This is a genomic window from Arthrobacter sp. NicSoilB8, assembly GCF_019977355.1.
Taxonomy (GTDB): domain Bacteria; phylum Actinomycetota; class Actinomycetes; order Actinomycetales; family Micrococcaceae; genus Arthrobacter.
This window is the reverse complement of sequence record NZ_AP024655.1, coordinates 1,939,588-1,963,465: the sequence shown is the minus strand read 5'-3', so window position 1 is coordinate 1,963,465 and position 23,878 is coordinate 1,939,588. Positions and strand designations below refer to the sequence as shown.

The 23,878-nt window shown below is 62.0% G+C and carries 15 protein-coding genes and 2 pseudogenes; 5 read left to right on the top strand and 12 right to left on the bottom strand.

All coding sequences use genetic code 11. The annotated features are described in order from the left end of the window. Window positions 1–2: 2 nt before the first annotated feature. The 3 genes and pseudogenes from LDO15_RS08715 to LDO15_RS08705 all read right to left on the bottom strand — a co-directional run bounded on the left by LDO15_RS08715 (window position 3) and on the right by LDO15_RS08705 (window position 1,901). Window positions 3–764 (bottom strand): glucose 1-dehydrogenase, encoded by a 762-nt coding sequence (locus LDO15_RS08715; RefSeq protein ID WP_223986043.1) that lies wholly within the window; start codon window positions 762–764, stop codon window positions 3–5. 225 nt (window positions 765–989) lie between these two features. Further along, a pseudogene (locus LDO15_RS08710) lies at window positions 990–1,106 on the bottom strand (NAD(P)-binding domain-containing protein); the annotation flags it as partial. Between the two features lie 60 nt (window positions 1,107–1,166). Further along, entirely contained in the window at window positions 1,167–1,901 is a 735-nt protein-coding gene (locus LDO15_RS08705) for an NAD(P)-binding domain-containing protein (protein ID WP_263428350.1), read from the bottom strand. Window positions 1,902–2,041: 140 nt separating this feature from the next. Between LDO15_RS08705 and LDO15_RS08700 the strand changes: the two genes are divergently transcribed. The 4 genes and pseudogenes from LDO15_RS08700 (at window position 2,042) to LDO15_RS08685 (ending at window position 8,776) form a co-directional block, all read left to right on the top strand. Beyond that, entirely contained in the window at window positions 2,042–2,401 is a 360-nt protein-coding gene (locus tag LDO15_RS08700; protein ID WP_223986025.1) for a winged helix-turn-helix domain-containing protein, read from the top strand. Window positions 2,402–3,138: 737 nt separating this feature from the next. Next, a pseudogene (locus LDO15_RS08695) lies at window positions 3,139–4,150 on the top strand (transposase). Between the two features lie 419 nt (window positions 4,151–4,569). Beyond that, window positions 4,570–7,689, top strand: a complete 3,120-nt coding sequence (locus LDO15_RS08690) for an MFS transporter (protein WP_223986023.1) — start codon at window positions 4,570–4,572, stop codon at window positions 7,687–7,689. A 190-nt stretch (window positions 7,690–7,879) separates the two neighbouring features. Next, on the top strand, window positions 7,880–8,776 hold the full coding sequence (locus tag LDO15_RS08685) for a hypothetical protein (RefSeq protein ID WP_223986021.1): 897 nt from the start codon (window positions 7,880–7,882) through the stop codon (window positions 8,774–8,776). A 607-nt stretch (window positions 8,777–9,383) separates the two neighbouring features. Here LDO15_RS08685 and LDO15_RS08680 read toward each other — a convergent pair. After that, window positions 9,384–9,524: a C40 family peptidase gene (locus LDO15_RS08680; protein WP_263428383.1), complete on the bottom strand. Its 141-nt coding sequence runs from the start codon at window positions 9,522–9,524 to the stop codon at window positions 9,384–9,386. An 807-nt stretch (window positions 9,525–10,331) separates the two neighbouring features. Between LDO15_RS08680 and mobF the strand changes: the two genes are divergently transcribed. Next, window positions 10,332–13,889 carry a MobF family relaxase gene (gene mobF, locus LDO15_RS08675; protein WP_223986015.1) on the top strand — a complete coding sequence of 1,186 codons (3,558 nt, stop codon included), beginning with the start codon at window positions 10,332–10,334 and terminating at the stop codon, window positions 13,887–13,889. 1,194 nt (window positions 13,890–15,083) lie between these two features. On the opposite strand, the gene LDO15_RS08670 is transcribed toward mobF, so the two are convergent. From LDO15_RS08670 to LDO15_RS08635, 8 genes are all read right to left on the bottom strand, one after another. Beyond that, complete coding sequence (locus LDO15_RS08670; protein ID WP_223986012.1) at window positions 15,084–15,587, bottom strand: single-stranded DNA-binding protein; 504 nt, start codon at window positions 15,585–15,587, stop codon at window positions 15,084–15,086. Window positions 15,588–15,644: 57 nt separating this feature from the next. Beyond that, complete coding sequence (locus LDO15_RS08665) at window positions 15,645–16,724, bottom strand: ArdC-like ssDNA-binding domain-containing protein (protein WP_223986009.1); 1,080 nt, start codon at window positions 16,722–16,724, stop codon at window positions 15,645–15,647. Window positions 16,725–16,887: 163 nt separating this feature from the next. Beyond that, window positions 16,888–17,400: a hypothetical protein gene (locus LDO15_RS08660; RefSeq protein WP_223986006.1), complete on the bottom strand. Its 513-nt coding sequence runs from the start codon at window positions 17,398–17,400 to the stop codon at window positions 16,888–16,890. Beyond that, a complete protein-coding gene (locus LDO15_RS08655) occupies window positions 17,387–19,069 on the bottom strand; it encodes a type IV secretory system conjugative DNA transfer family protein (protein WP_223986003.1) in 1,683 nt (560 codons plus the stop codon). The genes LDO15_RS08660 and LDO15_RS08655 overlap by 14 nt, the downstream gene beginning before the upstream one ends. Before the next feature lie 137 nt (window positions 19,070–19,206). Next, window positions 19,207–20,652 carry an ATP-binding protein gene (locus tag LDO15_RS08650; protein WP_223986001.1) on the bottom strand — a complete coding sequence of 482 codons (1,446 nt, stop codon included), beginning with the start codon at window positions 20,650–20,652 and terminating at the stop codon, window positions 19,207–19,209. Further along, on the bottom strand, window positions 20,649–22,148 hold the full coding sequence (locus LDO15_RS08645; protein WP_223985998.1) for an SCO6880 family protein: 1,500 nt from the start codon (window positions 22,146–22,148) through the stop codon (window positions 20,649–20,651). Before LDO15_RS08645 ends, LDO15_RS08650 begins: the two co-directional genes overlap by 4 nt. Then, window positions 22,141–23,508, bottom strand: coding sequence for a type IV secretion system protein (locus tag LDO15_RS08640; protein WP_223985995.1), 1,368 nt, complete (start codon window positions 23,506–23,508; stop codon window positions 22,141–22,143). Before LDO15_RS08640 ends, LDO15_RS08645 begins: the two co-directional genes overlap by 8 nt. Before the next feature lie 3 nt (window positions 23,509–23,511). Then, window positions 23,512–23,799, bottom strand: coding sequence for a hypothetical protein (locus tag LDO15_RS08635; RefSeq protein WP_056084497.1), 288 nt, complete (start codon window positions 23,797–23,799; stop codon window positions 23,512–23,514). Window positions 23,800–23,878 lie beyond the last annotated feature (79 nt).

Sequence of the window (23,878 nt, the reverse complement as noted above, 5' to 3'; positions counted from 1 at the left end):
GGTTAGTGGGTGGCGAATCCGCCGTCGATGATGAGTTCTTCGCCGGTGACGAACTTGGCTTCGTCGGAGGCAAGGTAGAGGATTCCGTAGGCGATGTCGGAGGCCTCGCCGATGTGGGGCGGCAGGGTCACATTCAGCGGATCGGCTGCTTGTTCCTTGGTGATGCCGTAGTTCTGGATGAGGCTGGTGTAGATCGGGCCCGGGTGCACGGAGTTCACCCGGATGTGGTCTTTGGCAAACCACTGCGCGCCGTGTTTCGTGAGGGAGCGGACGGCGCCCTTGGACGCGGAGTATGCGGCGCCACCGCCGTCGGCAGCCCCGGAGATGATCGCGGCGAGCGACGACACGTTCACGATGGACCCGCGTCCGGCTGCCTGCATGACGGGCAAGACGTTCTTCATTCCCAGCCACGTGCCGGTCGCATTGATTGCCAGGACTTTGTTCCAGTCCTCCAGCTCGGCCTCGAGGATACCCTTCGGGATAGCAATACCGGCATTGTTGACGAGAATATCGATGGTTCCCCACTCGGTGACGACGTCGTTCACAACCCGCTGCCACGACTCCGGTGAGCTGACGTCCAGAGTGCGGGCGACGACGTTTCCACCTGTGGCGGTGACAGCCTCGACCGCACGGTTGAGAGCGCCTTCAGAGACGTCGGTGGCGATGACCGTCGCTCCTTCTGCAGCGAAGATCTCGACGGTGGACAGGCCGATCCCGCTGGCCGCTCCGGTGATGATGGCTACTTTGCCGTTCAGTCTTGACATGGTTGTTGCTCCGTTTCTTGTTCTTTAGGGGTTCTCCGGAGGGGCCACTCAGGTAAGAGCCCAGGCATTAGCTTGACGAGGGTCGCGCCGGATCGCCTGGTCGCTCCGGATCAGGGTGTTGAGTGCGGCATGATGCCGTCGGCCACAAAGGGCGGCGGCGAGGTTGCGGTCTTCTGGGAAGGTTTAATCGGCGGCCGTGACCGCTCGATGATCAGGAGACGATCCTGCAAGTGTCTCGGGCTCCCGGCTGTTGCTCAACACCACCTGGTGGGCCGCCGCGATGCCAAAGCGCGCCACACCACTTCCGATGTTCCCGCTCCCGATCAAGCCAATGGTCGTCATGATCTCTTCTTCTTCGGGCACGTGTCAGTGCCGCTGACGCGGGGCCTTTATTGGCAGATGCTAGTTGTGTGCTGCGCGGTTGATCGCGACAGTTTCGTCGAGCGAGGGCATCTTCTCGAAAGAGCCGAAGTACTCGATGAGACGGTCACGCGTGATCGTCGCCTTGTCTTTCTCGGCCGAGGTCAGAGCCTTAGCGAGGTCCTCAAGGCCGAGCTCGGTGCAGTAGGCCGGGGTGCCCGGCTGCTGGCGCCACGAGTCCGCGATCACGCCGGCGTCGAAGGGGTCGAAGCCGGTGTCGTCGACGAGCTGCATGACCGTAGCGCGAGCCTCGGCGGAGTCCGCAGCGACAGGGATTGCAATTCGGCCAGGAGATCCCGCGGGGAGCCCCTTGGTCTGCTGGGTACCGGCGAGTGCTGCATTCCACGCCTTCACAACGGGACGACCGAGCTGTTCCTGGCTCCATTCGCTTTCGACCTGTCCGTTGTCTACTGCCTCAACGGGGCCCATCATGTAGGGGTAGTAGTTCGACGTGTCGACCACGATCGTGTCCTTGGACACGCCGGCCAGGAGATCGGCGAGATCCGGCTGTACCGAGAACGGGATCGCCAGCACGATCGCGTCGCGGTCCGTGACCGCGGCGTCCACCTCGGCGGCACGCGCGCCGGCGGCGAGGACGTCTTCAGCGACGACTTCCGGTCCGCGGGCGTCAGCGACGAGAACGTCGTGTCCTGCTTCGCTGAGACGACGTGCGAGGTTGCCGCCGATAGCTCCAGCGCCGATAACAGTGATCTTCATGGGTGTTTCCTTTTGTTGTTTGGTCCCACACGACAGGTGCGGACTGGATGTACACTTATTCGTGTACAAGAAGCGTAACCCATGTACGCGCAAATGTGTACATCGGGCTTTGTAAAAGTCAGACAGATAGGAACGCCATCATGGCCAGTCGCTTGGCGAATCCCCTTACGATCCCGGCCGAGGAGGATTTCAACCTGTTCGCCGTCATGTTCGCGCTGAACGATCCCACCCGGCGCGCGATCGTCGAGTTCATCGCCGCGGAGCCCGGCACCGGGTGCAGCGGCTCCGACTTCGGCGTGTCGAAATCGGCCCTGACGCGGCACTGGCGCGTCCTCCGCGAGTCCGGAATCATCAAACAGGAAGCACAGGGCAACCGGCACAGGAACTGGATTCGCCGCGAAGAACTCGACCGCCGCTTCCCCGGCCTGATGAAACTTGTTCTACGCGAGCACGAGGCGACTCTCAGACGAGCCAGCCAGGCAGACCCGGACGTCGTCTGACCACAAGCCCCCGAACAGGGAAAACACGTGCCCGAGCTTGGACTCGAGCTGCATTTCAACCCCTGCAAAAACTGGGCAACCATGGAAACATGCGGCATCCGGTCCAGTCCGGCCCCGGTACGACCCGATCTGGAGGCCAGAGTGTGCACACCCCCTTTTTGCCATCTTCCAAGCAACTCCGAATGACTACCGCTCCCCTACAAGGGGGCGGCAACTCCACGTCCTGCCGGAAGCCTTCCGGACCGTGCGGGCTTACCGCCAGCCAGTCCCGACCCATCATGGTTGCCACACATGTGTCCGCTCGAAATCTTGACCCCTGCTCAATGAAGCATCAGTAGCCCTTTCGCTCCGTGACGAAACGTTCATTACGTGAACTAAATTAGTTGCAACTTCAACTAATTTTAGTTGACACGCACCTCAGTTGCGTCTCCCGGTGAGTCCTGATGCGGCTGGTCTGGGACTGGCTGGCAGGGTTGGTGCTGGACGCCACTTCCTGGCTGTGACTCAACACCCCGTCGGCCCTTTCGTGGGCCTTGGATCCGAATTGTCCGGTCACGGGAATGGCGGCCAGGCCTGCCCGGCCCACCTCGATGGCTTGATCAGAAGACTGCCCAGCCCCTTAGGGACTGTGGGTCATCACAGGAATGCCTCGGAGTGACCTTCACCCGGGCCGGCGTCCGGCCGCACCGCGCGGCCTGAAGCATCTGCCCGTTTGTAAGGAAGGAACCCCGGCCGCGATGACCACTGTCGCATGCTCCCACCCGTTCGTCATCGGCGTGGACACCCACGCCCGCACACATACCTATGCCGTTAGCGCTGCCAGCGGCGAGCATCTGGGCACCCAGGCCTTCCCGAATACGCACGCCGGCAGGAACCGTGCGATCGCCTGGGCCGCACGCCGCACGGGCGGCGACCTCGGTGCCTTGTAGGTCATCGAGGGCACCGGCAGCTACGGGGCCCTGCTCACGGGCACCGTCGGAAGGGCGGGTACCGAGTCGTTGAAGCCCCCAGAGCCTACGCACCCGCCCGCCGGGGCGCCGGAAAATCCGATCCGCTGGACGCGGCCGCGATCGCTGCAGCAGCTCTTCCACTGGACCAGGCTCATCTGCGAATCCCCCGACAGGACGATGGAATCCGTGCCGCCCTGCGCGTCCTGGTCGCCGCCAGAGAGCAGATGACGCTCGAGCGAACCGCTAAGGTCAACGCCCTTACCGCCCTACCGCGGGCCGTCGACCTAGGAATCGACGCCCGCAAGCCCCTCACCGATACCCAGATCACCGAGACATCTCACTGGCGCGCCCGCGACGAAGAGCTGGCCCTGTCGACTGCGCGGGCCGAGGCCGTCCGGCTCGCCAAACGCATCACCACGCTGGACGCCGAGCTTAAGGACAATCACACCCGCACCACGGAGCTCCTGGAGGCCAGCCCCGCCGCTCCGCTTCTGGAAGAAACAGGAATCGGGACCGTGACCGCCGCCGTGGTCTACACGGCCTGGTCGCATCTGGGCAGGGTACGTTCGGAGGCCGCCTTCGCCGCTCTGGCCGGAGCCAATCCCACATGGCCACCGTCGTCAGGATGGCCCGCGACCTCGTCACCCGGGCCTATGACGAACGCGAGAAAGCCGAAGGCAAGAACCCACGAGAGACCCGCCGCATCCTCAAGAGATATCTCGCCCGGCACCTCTACCGCGCCCTGAACGCACTCCACACCCCTAACGACACGGTCCTAGGGCGACTTGACAGATATTGAAGATTCGGATCATCAAATGACAGGGCAAGAAGTCATACCGGGCACAGCGACCAAATCCCCGGCCCTCGGGGACCCGATAAATGTAACGGGTGGAGCCGCATCACGTGCTACTTCGTCGAGAGGCGCCATTAGGCGGGGGATCAGAGCGATATCCTGCAGCGGACGGCGGGTTCTATAACTCCTCGCGGCCGTTAATAATGATTGGTACCGGGTGCACGATCACCCGGTAGCTAGCGAAAGAGGAACCACAATGTCGTGTCTGATCCGCGGAACCGGCATCAGACGGAGTACCTCGGCTACACCCAGATGATGCTCGTCCGGAGCCGGGCGAGTGCGTCACGTCGTCTCCTGGAGAGCGCCGCGTCGCTTTGTCCGCGCATGTCTCGCGCACTAATAGGTCACGTCGCTAGGAAGGTCTTATGTCAAGTATCACCAAAGAACACTCGGACGATCCCACACTGTGGTTTCCCGTTGACGCCTTGACTACGTCAGAAGATGCTGAGTCTCGGTGCAACACCGACGTTATCCAGGATGCGCTGCGGAGCATTCCCGGCGCGACCGTGACTATGGTCCAGATCAATCGGAGAGGCGTCTATCAGCCTCCGCCGGGGCCATTCGGGAGTCTTCCGCCCGAAACCGACCTGCCGGGCTTCTGCGACGTGCGAATAGATCTGGAATCCCTCGGCGGACACGTCGAGAAAATAACGGTGTGGGTTCCGCTTGCCTGGAACGGCAGGTTTCTGGGCACTGCAGGCGGCGGAAATCGAACGGCATTAAACGCTTTGATACCTCCGTATGTGCGTTTGCTGAACTTAGCGAGGGGCTTGCGGAACGGGTTCGCCACCGCATCGACGGATGGAGCCAACCGCGACGACCGCTTCGCCGATTGGGGACTGGACCCCGAAACTCAAGAACTCGACTGGGACCTGATCCGCATATGGGGGCACTTGGCTACGCACGAGATCGCTGTCGTGGGAAAAGCGGTCACGGAGGCCATCCACGGAGCATCCCCTCTCTATTCGTACCTCCAGGGAACGTCGGGTGGCGGCAGGCAAGCCATGTCGCAGGCGCAGCAGTATCCAAAGGACTACGACGGGATTTGGGCCGCTGATCCGGGGATCTACTTCGCTCGGCAACTCATACACACGCTGTGGCCCTCGGTGGTGATGAAAGAGCACGACAACTACCTGCCAGCGATGAAGATGCGCGTCTTCCGCCAGGCCGCCTTGAGGGATCTAGAGCAGGAGTTCGGCGTGGTCAACGACGGAATCGGCATCTTCAACACGTGGGCCTTCGATCCGGCTCGGGTCGTCGGAAGAATGACCGAGGCGGGCCCGATCACCGAGGACGACGCGGTCGTCATGGGCAGAATCTGGGATGGACCACGAGCCGCAGATGGAACACGGCTCTGGTATGGGTACCCGCCCAGCACTGAGTTCTGGGGAGATAAGCCTCTGCCAGCCGGCACGGCCATCACTGCTGAAGTTGACGGACAGCTGACGGCGATGCCGTTTGAGCTTGGAGTCGCTCTCGGCATCTGGTACACCCGCGACCCGAAGTGGGACTGGAGAACCCTCACATTCGAGACGTACGGACATTTCTGCGAGGAAGTCGCGCGCGAGTTCGCAGAATTCGCGGCAGACGACCCGGATCTGTCCGGGCTACGCAATAGCGGCCACAAACTGATCATCTCGCAGAGCGTGAACGATGAGATCATTCCTCCCTCCAATGTACTCGATTATTACCAGCGCGTCCTGGCGACCATGGGAGGTGTGGACAGCACTCGTGAGTTCGCTCGACTATTCGTCTCGACGGGCGACTCCCACTCCAACCACGGGTGCGGCCCCGGCATATCACTGGCTCAGGGGATGGCCGCACTCATGAACTGGGTCGAGAACGGACAGGCCCCAGACGTGATCGAGGGAGCCACGTTTGATTCCCAAGAGAATCGTTTGACGTCGACCCGACCCGTTTTCGCGTATCCCTACACCTCTCGGTGGAACGGCACTGGAGACCCGCGATTTGCACACAACTACGACCGCGTGCTCCTGAGCGATCCACTTCCGAACGCTCTTCCGCAACAGGCATCGACTAATTCCGGCCACCCCCCCCCCCCCCGCGTCAGTGGAATAAGCCGTCCGCAAAACACCTCATCACAAAGGAGTGATATGACACTTTCGGAAGCCGACCTGAGTACCCGTCAGGACGTTCAAGCTGGGCTAGTAGAAGACCCCGGGATCCGCCATAGACGTCGCAACGTCGCCCTGCTGGGCGGGGCGATGGCTTTTGACGGAAGCACATTCGGATTGGTCAGTACTCTCTTCCCAGTCATCCAAGCATCCTTTGGGCTGGCGGCCGGGGCCTTGGGAGTGTTCGCGTCGGCCGGACGGCTGGTCGGAATCGCTTCAGGTCCCCTCGGCGTGCTCCTCGCGCGCAGGTTCGGTCGACGGATGGTTCTGGCAACTGCCGTCGGTTTCTGGGGAGTCTGGGGAGTCCTTGCGGGCTTGTCGCAGGACTTCATCCAGCTCTTACTTTTGTACACAATCTCTGCTGCTGGAATTTCCGTCGGACACGCCCTCATACCGGCCGTCATTTCCGACTCATATGAAGACGATCGTCGCGGCAGAATACTGGGGCTCTTCTACATGTTGATGGGCGTCGCCTCCGCGGTCTTCGCGCCCATCATGGGCCAGCTTTCGAACGTGGAGGACGGCTGGCGATACGGTTTCTTCGGCCTCGGCGCAGCGAACATCATCTTCGGCTTCCTGATCCTCATCTTCTACCGAGATCCCGCGGTCGGCGGCGGCGAACCCGAACTCGCCGACATCCCATCGGACACGCGAGAAGCCAGGATAGTAACGGCGAAGACCACCCACACGCTTCGAACGCTCCTGCGCATACCAACTTTCACCGTCCTCATTCTGACGAGATTTCTGTCCGGCTACTGGGTGTTCGCCGCCTTCTCCGTTCTGGCACTCGTGCAACTCTTCGGATTCGAAACCGCGGCAGCAGCCGGTTTCGTCGCGTTTCTCGGACTGGGCTCCGTCGCGGGGACTCTGGTCTCAGGCGTCTTGGGCGACAGGCTCGACAAGTTTTCATCCGCACATGGCCGACCCGCGCTTTTGCAGGCTCTGACCCTCCTGTACGCCGCGCTCACGTTTGTCCTGCTCCAACTGAACTCGACGGATGTCGCTGCAATCATCGCCATTTTCGCGCTGATGGGTTTCGTGATCGGCTCCGACATTGCTCTCACGAGACCCATCGTGGCCTCGGTCGTCCGGCCAGAAATGCGAGGCGCCGCATTCGCCCTCCTCATCACCGTCGTGGAGTCCTTCGCCGTGGTGCTCCTGTCATTGGCCGCGGGAGTCGTGGTGGACACGGTCGGGCTGTTGCCGGTCATCGTCTGGCTCGTAGGCGCGGCAATGACGGGAAGCGGTCTCCTCATGTCCGTTCTCCATTTCACCTACGCCCGAGATCGCCGCCGCCTTGCCAACGGGTTGCGTGCGGTGCGGGAGAAGCTCACAGAAGAACGGTACTGATAATCGCACCGCCGCGTGATCGAGCCGAGGAATCGGCTCGATCACGCGCGTACCATTGAGATTCATCGCCGTCCTGGAAAGGCTTCGAATGCATGAGATTCACAAACGAGTCGCGTTGGTAGATCCCAGCTCAAGCAAGAGTCTGGGAATAATCCCCTACTTTGATGCACTTGTCGCCGAGGGTGCCAGCGTGGACAGTCTGCTCCATGCGGCTGCGGTCCTTTCCGGGACGATCGCCGGTTACCGCACGGCAGCCGATTTCCGTCGCGTCGACCCGCAGGGAGTGCGGTCCAGCGCCGCGCATTCCTCACTCGACTCCTTTCCGACGTGGCAACTGCGCGACGGATCCGTCGTGTGGGTCGAGGCAAGCCAAGAACTCTCCACTCTTGTCGGGATGGTCCTTGAGCGCCTCGCCATGGCTATCTCGATCACAGTATTCCAACGCCCGCCGGTGGGTCTCGGCCCTATCGAGACCGCACTCAGCTCCAGTACCTCTGAAAACGATCGCCTACTGGCTCTCGAGCGACTCGGACTAACGGGATTTGAATCAGTGCGTGCAGTAGCCGTGCCGTTAGACACCCACTTCCCCAGAAAGATTTCTTCCATACCCATGGTGACCACGCGAGGCATCGCACGCGCCGCGATCGTTCCTGAAAGCTTTAGCGTTCCTTCCGACTTTGGGCGTGCCGGATTGGGCATCCCCACAAAATCCAAAGGACTACCTGAGTCATGGTCGACGGCTCTTACTGCGCTGCAACTGGCATCCGAGGATGAACCCGTTGTCGACGCCATCGGGCTGGGATCGATACTCGCTCTCGCCGAGGCTGCCGCTTCGATGGAGGCTCCACCCGACGTCGCAGCGCTTGCGAAACTCGACGCGGAAGCTCTCAAACTGCTCGACATCCTCGCCGAAACGGCGAGTGTCCGAGGTACGGCAATCAAATTGGGACGGCATCACTCAACCGTTCAAGACCGGATCAACTCGATCGCGGGCAAACTGGGCTATGACCCGCGAACTTCCAAGGGTCGTACACGCTTCACCATCGCTCGATCACTTCTCGCGCTATCGAGACCGATCGGATCTTGATGATGACCGGGGAGACCAGACTCTCAGGACGCTCCCCAGGAAACGCGAAGCCCTTGAGGCAGGCCTCTGGGGGCAGCATGGTTAAAAGACCAGTAGGAAATGCACTCTAGGAGCACGAGGATTGCCCCTGCTGGTGCGGCCAGAACTGGTATTGAGCGGCACCCAGCTAGGAACTTCGCCACGTGCATTCGCGTTGGCGACCAGGTTTGCATGGAGTCGTGACCCCTCTCCCCCGCGATGCATAGGCACCGCATGAGAAAAGTCACAGTCCTAACCAACTCTTAACCTAGAGATGGGTAGCGAATGTCCCTCTACACCCATCCCCCAACTTTCGTCGCTGACGGCGCTCAGGTGGCGTAAACGGTCCGCTTATCGGGACTAAGCTAAGCACTTCATCCCGCACGCCGCTGTCGCCGGTGCATCCCGGGCAGGAGTCCTGCAGCGTCGTGCACGGGGATCGATGCCCGCGCTGACATGGTGGTGGTCTCCGCAGGGTTAGCTGAGCAGGTCGAAGTCTCGGCCCCTGAGTTCCAATCAACTGGATGCAACAGGGGCCCTGCTGAAGGATTGAGAGCGCTGTACATCATGCCGTTCCCCGAATAGATACTTACATGGCCCCCAGTTGTCCGGCCCTTGGGGGGTTCTGAACCACCAAGTCGCCCGGCTGCGAGTGGTTGGTTCGGCTACCAACCCGCCATTGCTCCACGCGTGGCAGCTCTATGCAGGCTTGGCGATAAATCCACTGCACATAACCCGAGCAGTCCGGTCCCAGGCTTTGAAGCTTGCGATGCACGACGAGGCGGACTAACCATTAGCGGAACCATGGAGCCCATGAAGAAGACTGGATGATCAACATGAGTTAGCGCAGCAGTGCCTCGAGCTAACGACTGCTGCGACCATGGCAGAGCGCGCAGCTCTATGTGCCGTCCCACTTCTGCCACGAGCCATCACCGCATCAACCCCTCACACCTCTGGCATCCAAGGCCATCAGCGTGAGCGCTGGCCACGTCTAGTCATGTCGGGAGTCGACCTCGCGCAGATGAACACACGTGACCACCAAAAAATGCGAAGAGTGCACTGCAGACTTCGAGTCTTCCCGCAGGACACAGCGCTTCTGCTCAACGCGCTGCGCCAACAGGCAACGGGACCGTCGACGTCGGGCTCGAAACCGTCCCGCGATAGCGGCAAAGACAGACAAATTAGCCACTGACCTCCAGGCCCAGCTGGAGGCAGTCGGACGACAGCTGGAGTCCAAAACAAGGTCTTGCCAACGGCGCCGGGAAGTACTTCAGTCCAAGCTCCGGTCCCAAGCCTGCGAGATCGATCGACTCGAAGCGGAGAACTCCGAACAGCGAGTAGCCAACAACCTTCTCCAGTCAGAGGTCTCCCGCCTCAAACGCGCACAAAGAACCAACGTCCAAGACCTTGCACACATGTCTGCCTGGCTCGTCTCCCTCGCCCAGGCCAAGGGCGTCGCGCTCGATCAAGCAACACTGGAAATTTTCCGCCGTCGTGGATGGCAACCAACGAGGCGCCAAGCTGGAGCGCCACGACTATGACGATGTCCATCGCACGGCTCTCGGCACAATCCGGCCTACGCTACCTGTTCAAGACGACGATGATGGATGACCTCTCCACTTCTCCCCGGGACGCCACCACCTACTACATGAAGGCCGGCACTCCGGAAGGCCGATGGATTGGCAGCGGACTGCAAGGAATCAACAGAACGGCCGCTGAGCCCATCTCCGAATCTGACGCGCGGGCAGTCTTCGACCTAGCGGTTCATCCCGACACAGGCGGCCCGCTGGGCCGCCCGCACAGCCAGCCCACCGCCGTCGACAAAAAGACCGGCCAACCCACCGTGAGGCACGCCGTCGTGGGCTTTGACCTGACCTTCAGCGTTCCAAAATCGGTGTCCGTCCTGTGGGCACTCAGCCCCCGCAGCACCCAGGACCGCATCCTCCAAACCCACCACGACGCCGTCGAAGAGACCCTTGCGTGGCTCGAAGAGAACGTCATCCACACGCGTGCAGGACGGAACGGCGTCGCCCACCTCGGCACAAGGGGTGCCATCGCCGCTGCTTTCGACCACTGGGAATCACGGACCGGCGACCCTCAGCTCCACACGCACTTGGTGATAGCCAACCGCATCCAGCGCATCACCGATGGAGCTTGGGTCACCCTCGACTCCCGCACCCTGTACAAGGCCGCCGTCGCCGCCAGCGAACACTACAACGGACTCCTATTTGACGCCCTCCATCGGCACCTCGGAAGCGACACAGATATCCGTAACCCTGTCACCAGCACCCAGAATCCCAGCCAGCAGCTCACCGGCATAGACGAAGCACTCGTCCGCGAATTTTCGAACCGGTCACGTCGCATCAATCTGGAAACGGACCGCCTCGTGGCGAAATGGGTCACGGAACACGGTCATCCTCCCACCGCAGTAACGATAATCAAGCTTCGTCAGCAAGCCACTCTGGATACCCGTATCCCAAAGGCCGACCTACCCACACCTCTTCATGAACTCTCGGGGCATTGGCGGGAACGTGCGGTCGCCAAAGGTTTCCACCCGGGCGACGTCCTAGCCGCCACAATTAACCGCTCTTGGGACTCCCCCTTTTCGTTCACGGACTTCACCTCCGATTGGATCGACAGTGTCGCCTCCCTTGCCCGTGAACGTGTCAGTGGCAAACGCTCAACCTGGAACCGCTGGAACCTCCTCGCCGAAGCGGAGAGGGTCTGCGCACAGATCCGTTGCCGCTCCGCTTCCGACCGGAATGCACTAATGGATGCCGTCGCCACAGCCGCCGAACACCAGTCCGTAGCGCTCAACGAGTACCGCTACGCCGCCCCACCAGACGCTGCGCCCGACCTCCACAACAGGCATGGCAGCGTCTTCGACTTCCACGGATCGCGCCTCTACACAGATACCTCAACGCTCGTCTGCGAGGACGCCATCATGGCGGCAAGAAACGACGACGGCGGCCCGGTCGTGCGCGCGGATGTCATCATGGATTCGCTTGACCGGGCCCGACGGCCCGCGAAGCCGGAACTGCACTCCGATCAGCGCGCCGCCGTCGCCACGGTCCTCCTTAGCGGCAACCGCCTCGACGCGATCGTGGGCCCAGCAGGCGCGGGAAAGACAACGACCCTAGGCGCGGTGAAGGCGATATGGGAAGCGGAACACGGCGGCGGTAGCGTGATCGGGCTTGCCCCGGCGGCGGCAAGTGCGGACGTACTGGGCCGCGAACTCGCTATGGCCACAGAAAACGTCGCCAAGTGGCTGCACGAGTCGGAGGGCCATGCGGCAACTTCCAGGGCAGAGCGCTTCTTCGACGTCCAGACCCGTCTGGCAAAGTCTCATGCCGGCGACCGCAGGAGCATGGCATTCGCGCAGGAAGCTGCACGGCTCGCTGCAACCCAGCAGCGATGGTGCTTCCACCCGGACCAGCTCGTCATCATCGACGAAGCTTCCATGGTTTCCACGTTCCAGCTCGCCGCCCTCGTCCAGCAGGCACACGAGGCCCACGCGAAGATCCTCCTGGTGGGTGACCCAGGCCAGCTGGACGCGATCGACGCCGGCGGCGTCCTCGGTTGGCTGGACCGGCAAGAAAAGACCACCCGGCTCAGCAGCATCTGGAGATTCCACGAAAAGTGGGAGGGCGCATCATCCCTCAAGCTCCGGAGGGGAGACTACTCAGCGATCCTGGACTATGAAAAGCATCGACGGATAAGTCACGGCACCTACTTGGACATGGTCGACCAGGCGTACCTGGCGTGGCAGGCCGATATGCGGGCCGGCAAGTCATCCATCCTTATCGCGGCCGACAATGACACCGTCGGCATGCTCAACGAACGCGCCCAAGCCGACCTCGTCGCCAAGGGCGAGGTGGATCCCGAACGGAACGTTCTGCTCAACGATGGCCTACACGCCGGTTCTGGCGACACCATCATCGCCCGCGGAAACGACCGCAGGCTCATCGACAGCAACGGTGACTTCGTCCGGAATGGAACACTGTTCGACGTCGAAAGTGTCTGTAAGCGGGACGGCTCACTTCAAGCGGTTCGGCGGCAAACAGGAGCGAGGATCATACTCCCCCGGACCTACCTCGAGTCGTGCGTTGAGCTGGGCTATGCAACCACCGCACACCGCACCCAGGGCGTCACCGTGGACACCGGTCACACTGTGGTTAGACAGGGCCGCCTCACCCGCGAGCTCCTCTACGTCAGCATGACCCGAGGCCGGTCCGGCAACTTTGCCTACGTCAGCGAAGGTGATGACTCCGAGCACCACGCCATTGATCCCACCCTGCAGCCGTCGTGGCGAAGCATCTTAGGCGAGGTACTCGCTGCGGAAGGTGCTGAGCGGACCGCCCATGAAGTACGCGACGCGGAACGGAAAAAGGCAGACAGCCTCGAGCGCCTCTACGCCGAGTATGACTATTTGGCGCAAATAGCAGCTGCCCAAGGTCTCAAGCAATGCTTGAACAAGCACGACGGCGGCCCATCACTCGAACTCGAACAGTCACCTTCGTGGGGCGCGGCCGTTGCGGCGTGGCGGAAGGCGGCCGCCGTCAGCCTTCAGGGAGCCGAACGTGTGTTGGAGGAGACTCTCCGAAACGCCACAGGTGCGCACGATCCCTCGGCTCTGCTCAGCATGTGTTTGCGCCGGTTCATTAAAGGGGTGCCGACGGCGACGGCGGACCCTTTGGTCGAGGAGCTTACTACCTCTCGTCCTGACTTAGCGGAGATGGTGGATCAGGTCCGCCAACGGATCCGGCAGAGGACCGACGCCGTAAGCATGTCTGCCCTGACAGAGGATCCCGACTGGAAACGCGCGCTGACCGCCTCCCTTGGCAGCGGCGCGTCAGGCCAACTGATTCGTGACGTAGCCCTCTTCAGGGACAGGTGGGGAATCTCGGACTCTCCCCTGCCGCTGGGTCCGACTCCAGCCGAGCACGAGTGGGTTCAGCAGGGGCAACGGGAAAGACTGCAAGTAGCAATGGACGACGCTCGTCAGCGCCCAACGGCAGCTGAGCTAGCGACGGGGGCCGCGAATTTGGCCACTTCCCAGAAGGTCGCCCTTACAAGTGCTGGTTGGCAGCTCTAAGCTGGCGAAGGAGGCGAGACTATGGTCCTGAACCCGACAGCAAAACCCAAAGTTGCGACAGCTGGGCTGGTATCGACCAGCACCGTTGTTCTGATAGCCCTCGTTGTGTTTCTGGTGTCTTTCCCTGCGGCCGAACTCCCTGCCTTATTCAAGGTAATTGTTGCCGGCCTCTTGGTGGCCGCTGCACTGCTGTCAGGTTGGCTTTGGTGGAAACGCGTCAACCACCTCCGTACATGGCTGGCCGAAGCAAGGGAACAATGGAGGTCCTTCGACAATGCCAGACTGGCCAGCGGGACCACGACCGAGATAACGCTCCTCAGCGTTGACGCAATACAACCCACTGGTTCATGGGTAACCATCGAGTGGAACCGCTTCAACCATGTTCAGCCAGCTTGGATTGAAGCGCAGTCGGAACCGATATGGCCTGGATCCGTCCTGCTCATCACTCCAGACCCAGCCCAAGTGAGGCCTAGCGCGCCCTGGCCTGAAGCGTATTTCATTCGAGCCGCGGATTGCCTAGCTTGGGCACCTAGCGAGGGGCGGCCGATTGCGAGCCTTCTGACGTCACCTATCCAGCAAGGCGAAGGCTCAATCCAACATCGCCAGGGGTAGCGACTGGCGGGCTCCACTGAGAACAACGCGAACAAGTGCCGACCAGCCACGCTATCGATTCGAACATATGTTCTATACTTTCCTCGTGATTAAGTCTGGCTCCCCTGACGATGTCGAGCGCATGCTGGCTCGCATGGATGCTGAGGCAAGCCGACCAATAGATGACCCTGCACCTATCCGAGACTTTCCGAAGTTTGGCCGGCCACTGGTGTACGTGGGTGGCATCTATGGCAAGGCTGTGGGGTGGACGCACAAGTACGGTCTCATTGAGTGGCTGGATTCATCCGGAAAGTACCACATGGGGTGGGCACAATCCTCGAGCATCAAACGTGTGCCGCCCGACGACTGGAAGGGCAGTAGCAGGCTCTAGCCGAAGGTAGGTGATTCGGGGGAGAAAGAGGCGGCGGCAATCTACGTCAGCGAAAGCGAGTGCACTGACAGCCCGATCCAGACGCACAGCCCTGAGTGCATGACGTAATGGCCTGGTCTCACAAGAGGACCAGGCCATTACGCGTTGTTTAGGTTTCAAGGCAGTGCCGCCAGGTAACGCCTCGATCGAAAATCCGGCTTTGGCCCACCGACTCAGAGGCTAATCTCGTTCCGCGCCGGCCCGCCTAAAGGGGCCCACTCAACCGGTCCCTTCGTAGCAATGCTGTAGGCAGGTTGGGCCGCTTCAGGAGCCGCCTGCAGACCCGCACCCGCTTCAGCTTCGGGAGCAGTCGCCGCTCGTGGAGAACGCTGGTACGCGGCGGTGCCGAAGCGGAGGTCAGGACCGATGGTTTCAGCCACGATGCGGCGCGCTTCCCGCTTCTCCCCGTCCTTTTCGAAGGCACGGAACTCGAGTTCACCCGAAACGGTGACGGGGTCGCCCTTCCTAAGGGACGTCGAGGCATTCTCGGCGAGCGCCCGGAATGCCGAGACGTTGTGGAATACAGGCTCTCCGTCCTGCCAGGTTCCGTCTGCTCCTTGGATCCGCTGGTTTACAGCCACCCGCAGTTTGGCGTGTGCCACACCCGACTCCCCATACGTGAGTTCGGGATCGGCGACGAGATTGCCGACGATGTTGACCGGAATCTTGGTGCTCATATCTTCTGTCCTTTCCTTCGCAGACGGGGCGGTCCCGTCCAACGCTTTGGGGGTCGGCTATGGGCCCGAGATCTCCAAGCCACGCGACGGCTCACCAGGCTGCTTCAGGCCTGCATAGGTGTCCGGATTACTAACCATCGGAGAGATCTCAGCCGCAGTGACCTTCCCACCGAGTCCCGGAGGATCAGTGACTTCAAGGATTTGCTTGGCGGCCGCCGTGACGCGGCCCAGGACGGACTTCGCGATGTCCACGCGAGAAGCAGGCTGATTCCGGGAGGAGCCGTCGCCGGTCGCTGAATGCTCCGCTGCAATCACAGCGTCAGCCCAGCCTGACAAGTAGCTTGCTGACTGGGGGCCCCGATCAATCCCGTGCGCCTTCAACACCGTGTAGGCAACCGACTCGGCCTCGACTTCAGCCAGCCCGCGGTGGTCCACGCTGCTGCCATAGAGCTTGCCCACATTGTCGTCCGGACCATGCAGTAAGACATGCCCAAGCTCATGCGCCAGCACGGCAATCCGTTCCTCAGGGTTCAGCCACCCACCCACCTGCACCTGGCGCTGACCGAAGTCGGTGAAGCCGCTTGTTAGTCCGTATTGCGCATCCGTGACGTTAATCGAGAAACCATGCGAGCGGGCAACTCCAGCCAATGATGCCCACAGCTGAGGCGCCTCCACCGATGAGTTGCCGGGTCTCGGAACAAACAGCGGGGCGCCCTGAGTCTGGGAAACGTCAAAGACTGCCTGGCCACGCCAACCGGATATGAGGGTCTTTTTCCCCTCATCGACAGCACCGCTGGGCAGCTTACTGCCCACGGGAACGCGCTGACGGGTACCGTCGGGCAACAGCATCTGTTGGACACGGGAGGTCCTGGGTGCAATGACCCATAGGGCATGCTCACCGCGAAGGACAGTGCGGCCGTGTCGTTCCCATTCCTTGTACCCCGCGACGAGCGTCGGCTCGTCCGTTCCCCGCTGTGCCATCTGCATCATGAGCAGGGCAACGTTCCCGCCCGAATAGCGCCACAGGTTGGCGGAAGCATCGAGCAAAACCTGCCAATGAGAGGGTGACTCAACCGCGTTCTCCAGGATTGAGTGCAAACCATCCATGAGGGCGGCAACGCGCTCCTCAGGAGCCATACGGCGAGCGCCTGGTCCGGCCAGTGCGGAACTTTGGTCAGACGGGATGGTGGACGGAACTTCGGATGTAGCGGCCACGACAGCCACCCTTCATGCTTCTTGGGCCGCAGCCTTTGCTGCGCAGACACCCGTTCATGGCTGTGACTGACACGAGCGACATGACTCAGAATTCAGAAACCACTTGATGAGCAGCCTTGCGCCACTCGGTGAAAGCGGCGTCGTCGTTAGCCAGCACGCGAAGTGCAGGCTCCTTGTGCACCTGCAGGCCAACGCATCCTGCGGTCCTGGTGTGCATCCTCAGGCGTTCGACGGCATGCGGGAGCCTTTCGTGGAAGGCGAGCGGACCGAATCCAGGGTCGTCCTCTGTATAGGAGGCAAGCTCCGCGCGCTGAAGCGCATAAAGCTCAGCCACGATCTCGGAGTGACGCCACCAGCAATCCGGAACGACCGACGTCGTCAGTTGATAGGTGGCGACCAGCCATGTCACCCACGTGAAAAGGGACCCCCAGACGTCCTGCGACTGCTCTGGCGTCATTTCCCTCCAGCGTCGGGTCACGTTTTTGGTGCCAGTGGGAATGGGAAACGCAGACCTAAACAACTGTGCGGTTAGCTCGTCGTCCCCAAAGGAAGCCCGGGAGGGCACATCAAACTGATCGGTGTCGTCATGGCTGCGCATCCGGCACCTCCTCATTCTTCTGCTGGCGTTGCCTGTGCCCGTCCGCCAATTCGCGCTCCATCTCCGCTTTCAGGCGGCGCAACTCCCCTGCGTCCTTCCGCTTGTGCCACTCAAGAAGATCCAACAGAATGGGGCGGGTTCGCCGGCCGAGCATAAGGGCCGTTCCAACCGGGAGGCGTCGAATCTCGTCCAGAGCAATGACCGGACTCTCGCGTATCTGCTCACCGTCCTGCCGGCCCTGCGACGACCATGACCGTGTAGTGAGCGTAAGGCTCCGCTCCCCAAGCAACCCGGCAAGTGAGCGAAGGTCCCGTTCGTCGGATCCCCCGCCAAATATCACTTTGATAATGGCCGAGTCCCAGATCGTCGCCGCCTCGTCGATGGACCAGCCTGAACGGGCCTGAGATAGGGATTGCAGAACCACGAGGGTCGAGATGCCAATGCCGCCGCCGTCAGAGAGTGCCACCGGCAGTCCGGGCCATGGAGCCAGGTTGGCGATCTCGTCGAGGATCAAGGAAAGAGGTGGCTCCAGCCGACCGCCCGGTGATACGAACGCCATCTCCCTCGCTGCATTGTCGATGTCATCGATCAGTGCGGACAGGTACGGTCCAGCAGCAGCTGCCCCCGCTCGGGTGCCGATGAGATAAAGAGTGCCCCGGTCCCGTATGAAGGCCTTCGGATCGAACTCTTCGGACTCGTCCTGCGGGTTCAGGGCGGCCAGTACTTTTGGCGATGACAGCGGTGCCACCGCCGCCGAGACCCCAATCCACGAGTTGGACGTGTTTCGCGGGTCGTCTTCCAATATCCCCATCAAGTCCGCCTGCCATCCGAGCGCTGCCCCGGGCCGGCCCAGCACCTCGAGCGCTTCCCTTGCCAATACCGGGCTGGAAGACCAACGTCGAAATGCCGTGACTCCCTCACCGCACAGGGCGGCAGCGTGAAGCAGACACTGAAGGACTATCAGCGAGCGCTTCTGCCAGGCTGCGTTCTCGCCCTTCATCTCAGTGTCCGCTGTGATAACCAACCCACGACGGGTAGCCATGTCGGGGTCCTCGCACCCGCGGACAGGCGACCAGCGAAGCGACGAGGGAATTCCGGACATGCCCTGGGGATCAAAGACCGTCACGGGTCGTCCGCCGGACGCCCGGGCCTTCAACGTGACCACCAGGTTGTCAGCGCGCGTAGAAGTCGTGACCACTGCACCGGGCGCATCGAGAATAGCGTTGATGACCACGTACAGACCCTTACCTGATCTCGGTGCGCCTTGGATCACCAATGACTCCTCGGTGGAGACGTGGACCGTGACGCCGCGGGAGCGGCCCAGCGTCCACGAGAGATCCTGCACGGACGGGTTGACGACTCCTGGGCGGGTGAACCTCCCTCTCTTGCGAACAGCCCTGGCCCCGAAATCGTGAAGAACCTCGGCCCGGCGGGCAACGCCGTCGCGATTGAGGATGTCCTGGCGCAGCCACCCGCCTGATTGCTTCCATCGCCGCCAGGCGACCAATACCCCGACGGCGAGCGCACCACCCAGAAGTATCACCGGAGCTAGAACCCACCAGACGCTGTCCGTGCCAACTTCACAGTCGGGTCGGCGGACAAGTATCCACTCCATCTTGTTGGTGAGAAGTCCGACGGCGGCCGCTGGGTTAAAGGGCGACGGCGGCATGCTGCCGCAGCGCATAGTGCCAACTGCGTGCGCTGCCGTGTGAACCAGTGCACAGACACACACGTAGGCTGCAGCCGCCACAAGGCAAGCGGTGACCAGAGGATTGTCACTCGCAGCCCGCGAACTGCCTCGGGCTCTCACAGCATCCTGTCGTCAGTTGAGAAAACGGCCAGTTCGTCAGTAGTCACCCGGTTGGCAACGATGAAGGAGCGGTTTCCCACCTTCCAGAGCCCGACCCCCTTGGGGAGGTTCTCGACGTGCTCGCATTCGGCCTCGGTGAGGCCGAGCGCCTCCTTGGTCAGACGCATCGCGTCATGTTTCTGCCGGTAAATAATCCTGGTGTCAGCCTCGGTCAGCAGCCCAAGGGCTTTCTGCCGGTGCCCACTGGTGCTGTCCCCGATCTCGTTGAGGTCCGCCACCTTGTGCATAATCAGCAGGTTCGCGATCCCGTAGGTTCTGGCTAGCCGCCACTGCTCGCTCATCTTCGCCAACATGTACGGATCAGCGAGCATCCGCCACCCCTCGTCGTAGACCACCAACCGCTTCCCGCCGTCGGGATTTGTAATGGCAGCTTCCAACCATGTGGCGCCACAGGCCGCAGCCAGCGAAAGGGCCTGCTCCGACGCCCCGATCAGGGCTGACGTATCCATCACCATCATGGGCGCGTCCGCATCGAATGCCACAGTGGACGGCGCATCGAACATACCTTCGAGATCGCCGGATACGGTGCGCCTCAACGAGTGGCTGACCGCGGTTCCTCCCTCGACACCGACCAAGGCAGTCATCTCCTTCGAAGGTCTCAGCAAGTGGTCCAACACCATAGGCAATGTGGGGTTCGAATTCTCGGCCATTGTTTCCATTAGGGCGATGTCCAGGGCCGTGTGCTCCACAGGGCGGAGCGGTGTGCCCTGCCGCATGAGGGAGACCAAGGCCACCAGCAAATAGCGACGGCGTTGCCTCACCACCGCCTGCCATTGAGCCTCCGTGAGAGCGCTCGGTCGGGGCCCGGCGTCGAGAGGATTGACTCTTGCAGGGCGGCCGGGGCCAACGGAGATCACTTTGCCCCCAACAGCCTTGGCAACGGCGACCCACTCACCTTTGGGATCAGACGCGACAGCGGCCTTCCGCCCCAACGTGATTGACCGCGTCACCAGCGACTTGCCGCACATTGACTTGCCGGTGCCCACCGTCCCAATCACCACAATCGACGGGCCGCTGATGATCCCCTTGTCGTAAAGGATCCACGGGTCGTAGGAGAAGGCCCCGGACCCGAACACATCTGTGCCGATGTAAGTCCCCTCGTGTCCCAGCCCCGACTCCGTAAGGAACGGATAAGCGGCGGCAAATGTCATTGTCGAGGCACGGTGCGGCGCGGGACGCAGCCGGTGGGGACCACGCAGGGAGCTTTGTTCTTTGCTCCCCCAGTCACCTGTGAAGCGGAAGCCGTGGAAATCCTGCTGCTTGTCCTCTGCCAATGCGCTCGCCGATGTTGCCCCGTAGGGTGCGGACCGCCGTCGCGCTTTCCGCTCGCCCCGGTTCTTCCCCGACGGGACGTACTCAAGGCTCTTCGCTGTCTGCTTCAACGCAGTCCCCTTCCAAGCGGCAGCCCACCGGCGACAAACGCGGCCCACTGCTGTCCGTATAAAAGCCTCAGTTCAACGAATGCGCCGGCAGCGGCGGATTCAAGTTCCTGGCGGTACCGGGCCAAATCCTCAAGGGAGGTCGCTGTGACAGTAATGTAGGCGGCTGGACGCACGTCACCATGGCCGGCGACGATCTCTTCCTCCCTTTGGAGCACCTCTTCTTCCTCGGCTCTTTGCTCACGAGTCAGTGGCCTGTCGAAGCGGGCGTTGATGCGGCGGCGGGTCTCGTGCGCCTCCTGCGCAGAGCGGATGTCACGCAGGGCTTCAGCCGTGGGCACAGCCCGGATGACTTCGGTGAAAGTGTGGCGGAACTCGCCGACATAGATCAGGGGATGCAGGAAACCCGGGAAGACCTTCTGCCGGGGCCATTCAGCGATCCAGAAAGTCTGGTGGAACCCGGTGTCGGTCCGTAGATACGTCCAGTGTTCCTCCACGGCCATTGGGCGATGCCGGTCGGGGTTAGGCGTTTCCTTGCCTGCCGACTCATCCGACGGCGGGGCTGCCGCCACCGGCACTTTCGCGGACGGCAAGGCCGCAGGATCGAATGCACCACGAATGACGCCCAGCAATCCCGCTTCGCCGGCCCATTCCTCCACCTTTACGCCATGAGTTCCCAGCGACGTTTGCATGGCCTCGACTTCAAGCCGCAACACGCGTTCGAGGCCTGTCAGTCCCCCGCCTGACTCCTTGATCCGCCGTCGAGCCTTGCTGGCGTCCAGGACCACCGCCACGAGAAGCTCATGGCTCATAGTCGCCCCGGCAGCACCCAGCAAGTCCTCGTATGCACGGTGTCCCCAGGTGGGCTTCCCGCCACCAGCTTCGGGCCGCGCGGCGTTGTCTCTGTAGTAATCCCAAAGAGCCGACGACGGATAAGGCACGGTGTAATCCTGGATCGCGATCCGGGCCACGCCCTGACGTTGGGCCATGCCCGCCTGAACGCGTGACCAGGCCTGAACCGCCCACGCCTTGTCATCCGCGTCCAGGAGCGCAAACGACCGCGTACTGCACCGCAGTACGGCGATCGCCTCCTTACCGTGGCGGTCGACGATAAAACATTCACCGCTGGCCGTTGTTCGGATCTCGAGATTGCCTAGACCACCCGGGAGGGCAAGCCGCCCAGCAAGTTGTGGCGTTGCGGGCTTTGCGAGAAAACGGATCTGGCCTGTCGCCGCCCGGTAAAAGAACAATACGATCTGTTTCGCCCATACCGGATAAGGGATGCGTGAGTATTGGAGGAGCCCAAGCAGAATGAGCCCAAGCCACATAGGCCCGGAGACGAACAAGCCTGCCGGCCCACCACTGGCGGATGCCACGATGGCGACTGTTGCTCCCCCGGCGATGATGAGCAACTGGTACCACTTGAGCCCGAGGAAGAACCCCCGGCGCTCATATCTTGGGAACTTGACGGCTTCAAGGACGCGCGAATCTTCAGACATGAGGAGTACCTCCCTTCGGAGGGTCGATTCTTGGTGGCTGGGGTTTTGGAGGTTGGGCTCTTGTAGGGCTGGGCCCGCTCGCGTTTGGCTGCGCTCGCCGTTCAGCCGCGTCCGGTGCCTGCGGAGGAGATGTTGCAGCGGCGCCGTACCGCTCACGGGGATCACCGCGCATAAACCCCGGAGACTCCGACGGGTGCGGGGCTCCTGGAGCGCCACGAGAGGCTCCGGTGCCCAGAGCCAGTCGGCTCCCGTCGCTGCCGACTGAAGACGCCCCGGAACGGACACTGGATGCCAGCACTTGTGTAGGGAAAGCGCTACGGCTTGAGTTAATCGGCCGAGTCATTGCGGACCGACTCACGAGGCTCGCGAGTGTAAGGCGGCCACCTGTCTGCCTGCTGATCTGGCGGGCCGCCACGTTGCTGCTCCTGGACAGGACATGGCCGCCTCCGGCCGTCTGGGCCGCTGCCGCGAGTTCCCCGCCAGCGAAGCTCACCAGGCGCAGGGCCATCAATGGTGCACCGCAGGCTAGGACCATGCCGACTGTCCCAGCTGCCAATCCGGCGAAGGACTTGGACTCGGTAAAGAGCTTCACCGCGACTGCCAAGACAGTGGCGGCCAGCGGCTTAGCGAGGACCAGGGCAATGACGACCTCACACCATCGTCGTGCCCAGGACTTTGTCTTGTCCCACGGAAGCAGCATGAGCGCAACGGGGGCGGCGGCGGCCAGCACGACGAGGGCAAAGGAGCGGAAGATCATCGAACACATCAGGATGAAAGCCAGGATCCAGACGACGCCGACCGCCAACACAGTCACAACGACGGCACCAGGAGCGCCTCCGGTGTTCCCTGGGGCCAGCGAGACGAGGTTCCATTCCCGCCCTGCTCCCTCTGGTGCCCGCTCGAAGCCGAACAGCCTCATGAACACCAGGTAGGGATCGGAGCCAATCGATTCGAGCAGGGCCGCCGAGGCTAAGTCGCTGGCCCGCGTCAGTTGCCGGACAAGATACACAGCCGCACCCACCAGCGGGATGGCAGCAGCTCCGCCGAGCATCGCACGTCCTATCCGTCTCGGCTGCTGGCTAACCAGGCCGGACAGTACCTGCAGGATCATCACGACGACGAGCGGCGTCATCATGACAACCACCCACCAGCTCGTGAGCCCTCGGATGGAGAGCCATTGGGAGTCGTCGATGTCCGACACGGTGAAGGCGCCGGTGATGAAGGCCCAAAGCCAGGACGCCATGTTTTGGAGGATGTTGGCGAAGAGGGCCGTGACTGCGCCCAGGGCGTTGTCGTTGGCCTGTGAGACCAAACCGCAGCCGGGCGGCCACCATCCATTGAGGTCGCACTCAGCGGGCATGAGCTAGAACCCGAGAGGGAAGGCGGTCTGCGACCAGAGGATGTAGCCGTTGATGCCGCCGAGAATTGCAGCAACTGGTCCGGTCCAAAGGAGGATCACGCCCCCGCCGGAGGCAAGGCGTGACGACTGGCTAAGTTTGCCGGCCAGCAGCATTGCGGCACCGATGATGGCCACGATGGCAATGATGATGAAAGCGCCGACGAGGATTCCGCCGCCGATCTGTTTGAGTGATTCCAGGAAGGGAAAGCTCGCGTTCGGGGTGATCCCCGGGTCCACCGCTGCAAAAAACATGGGTGCTCCGTCCGTCGTGTTCCATGGAGTGAGCAGATGAGCTCACGGGTTCATGGAAGTTGAGGGACGAAGCGACATG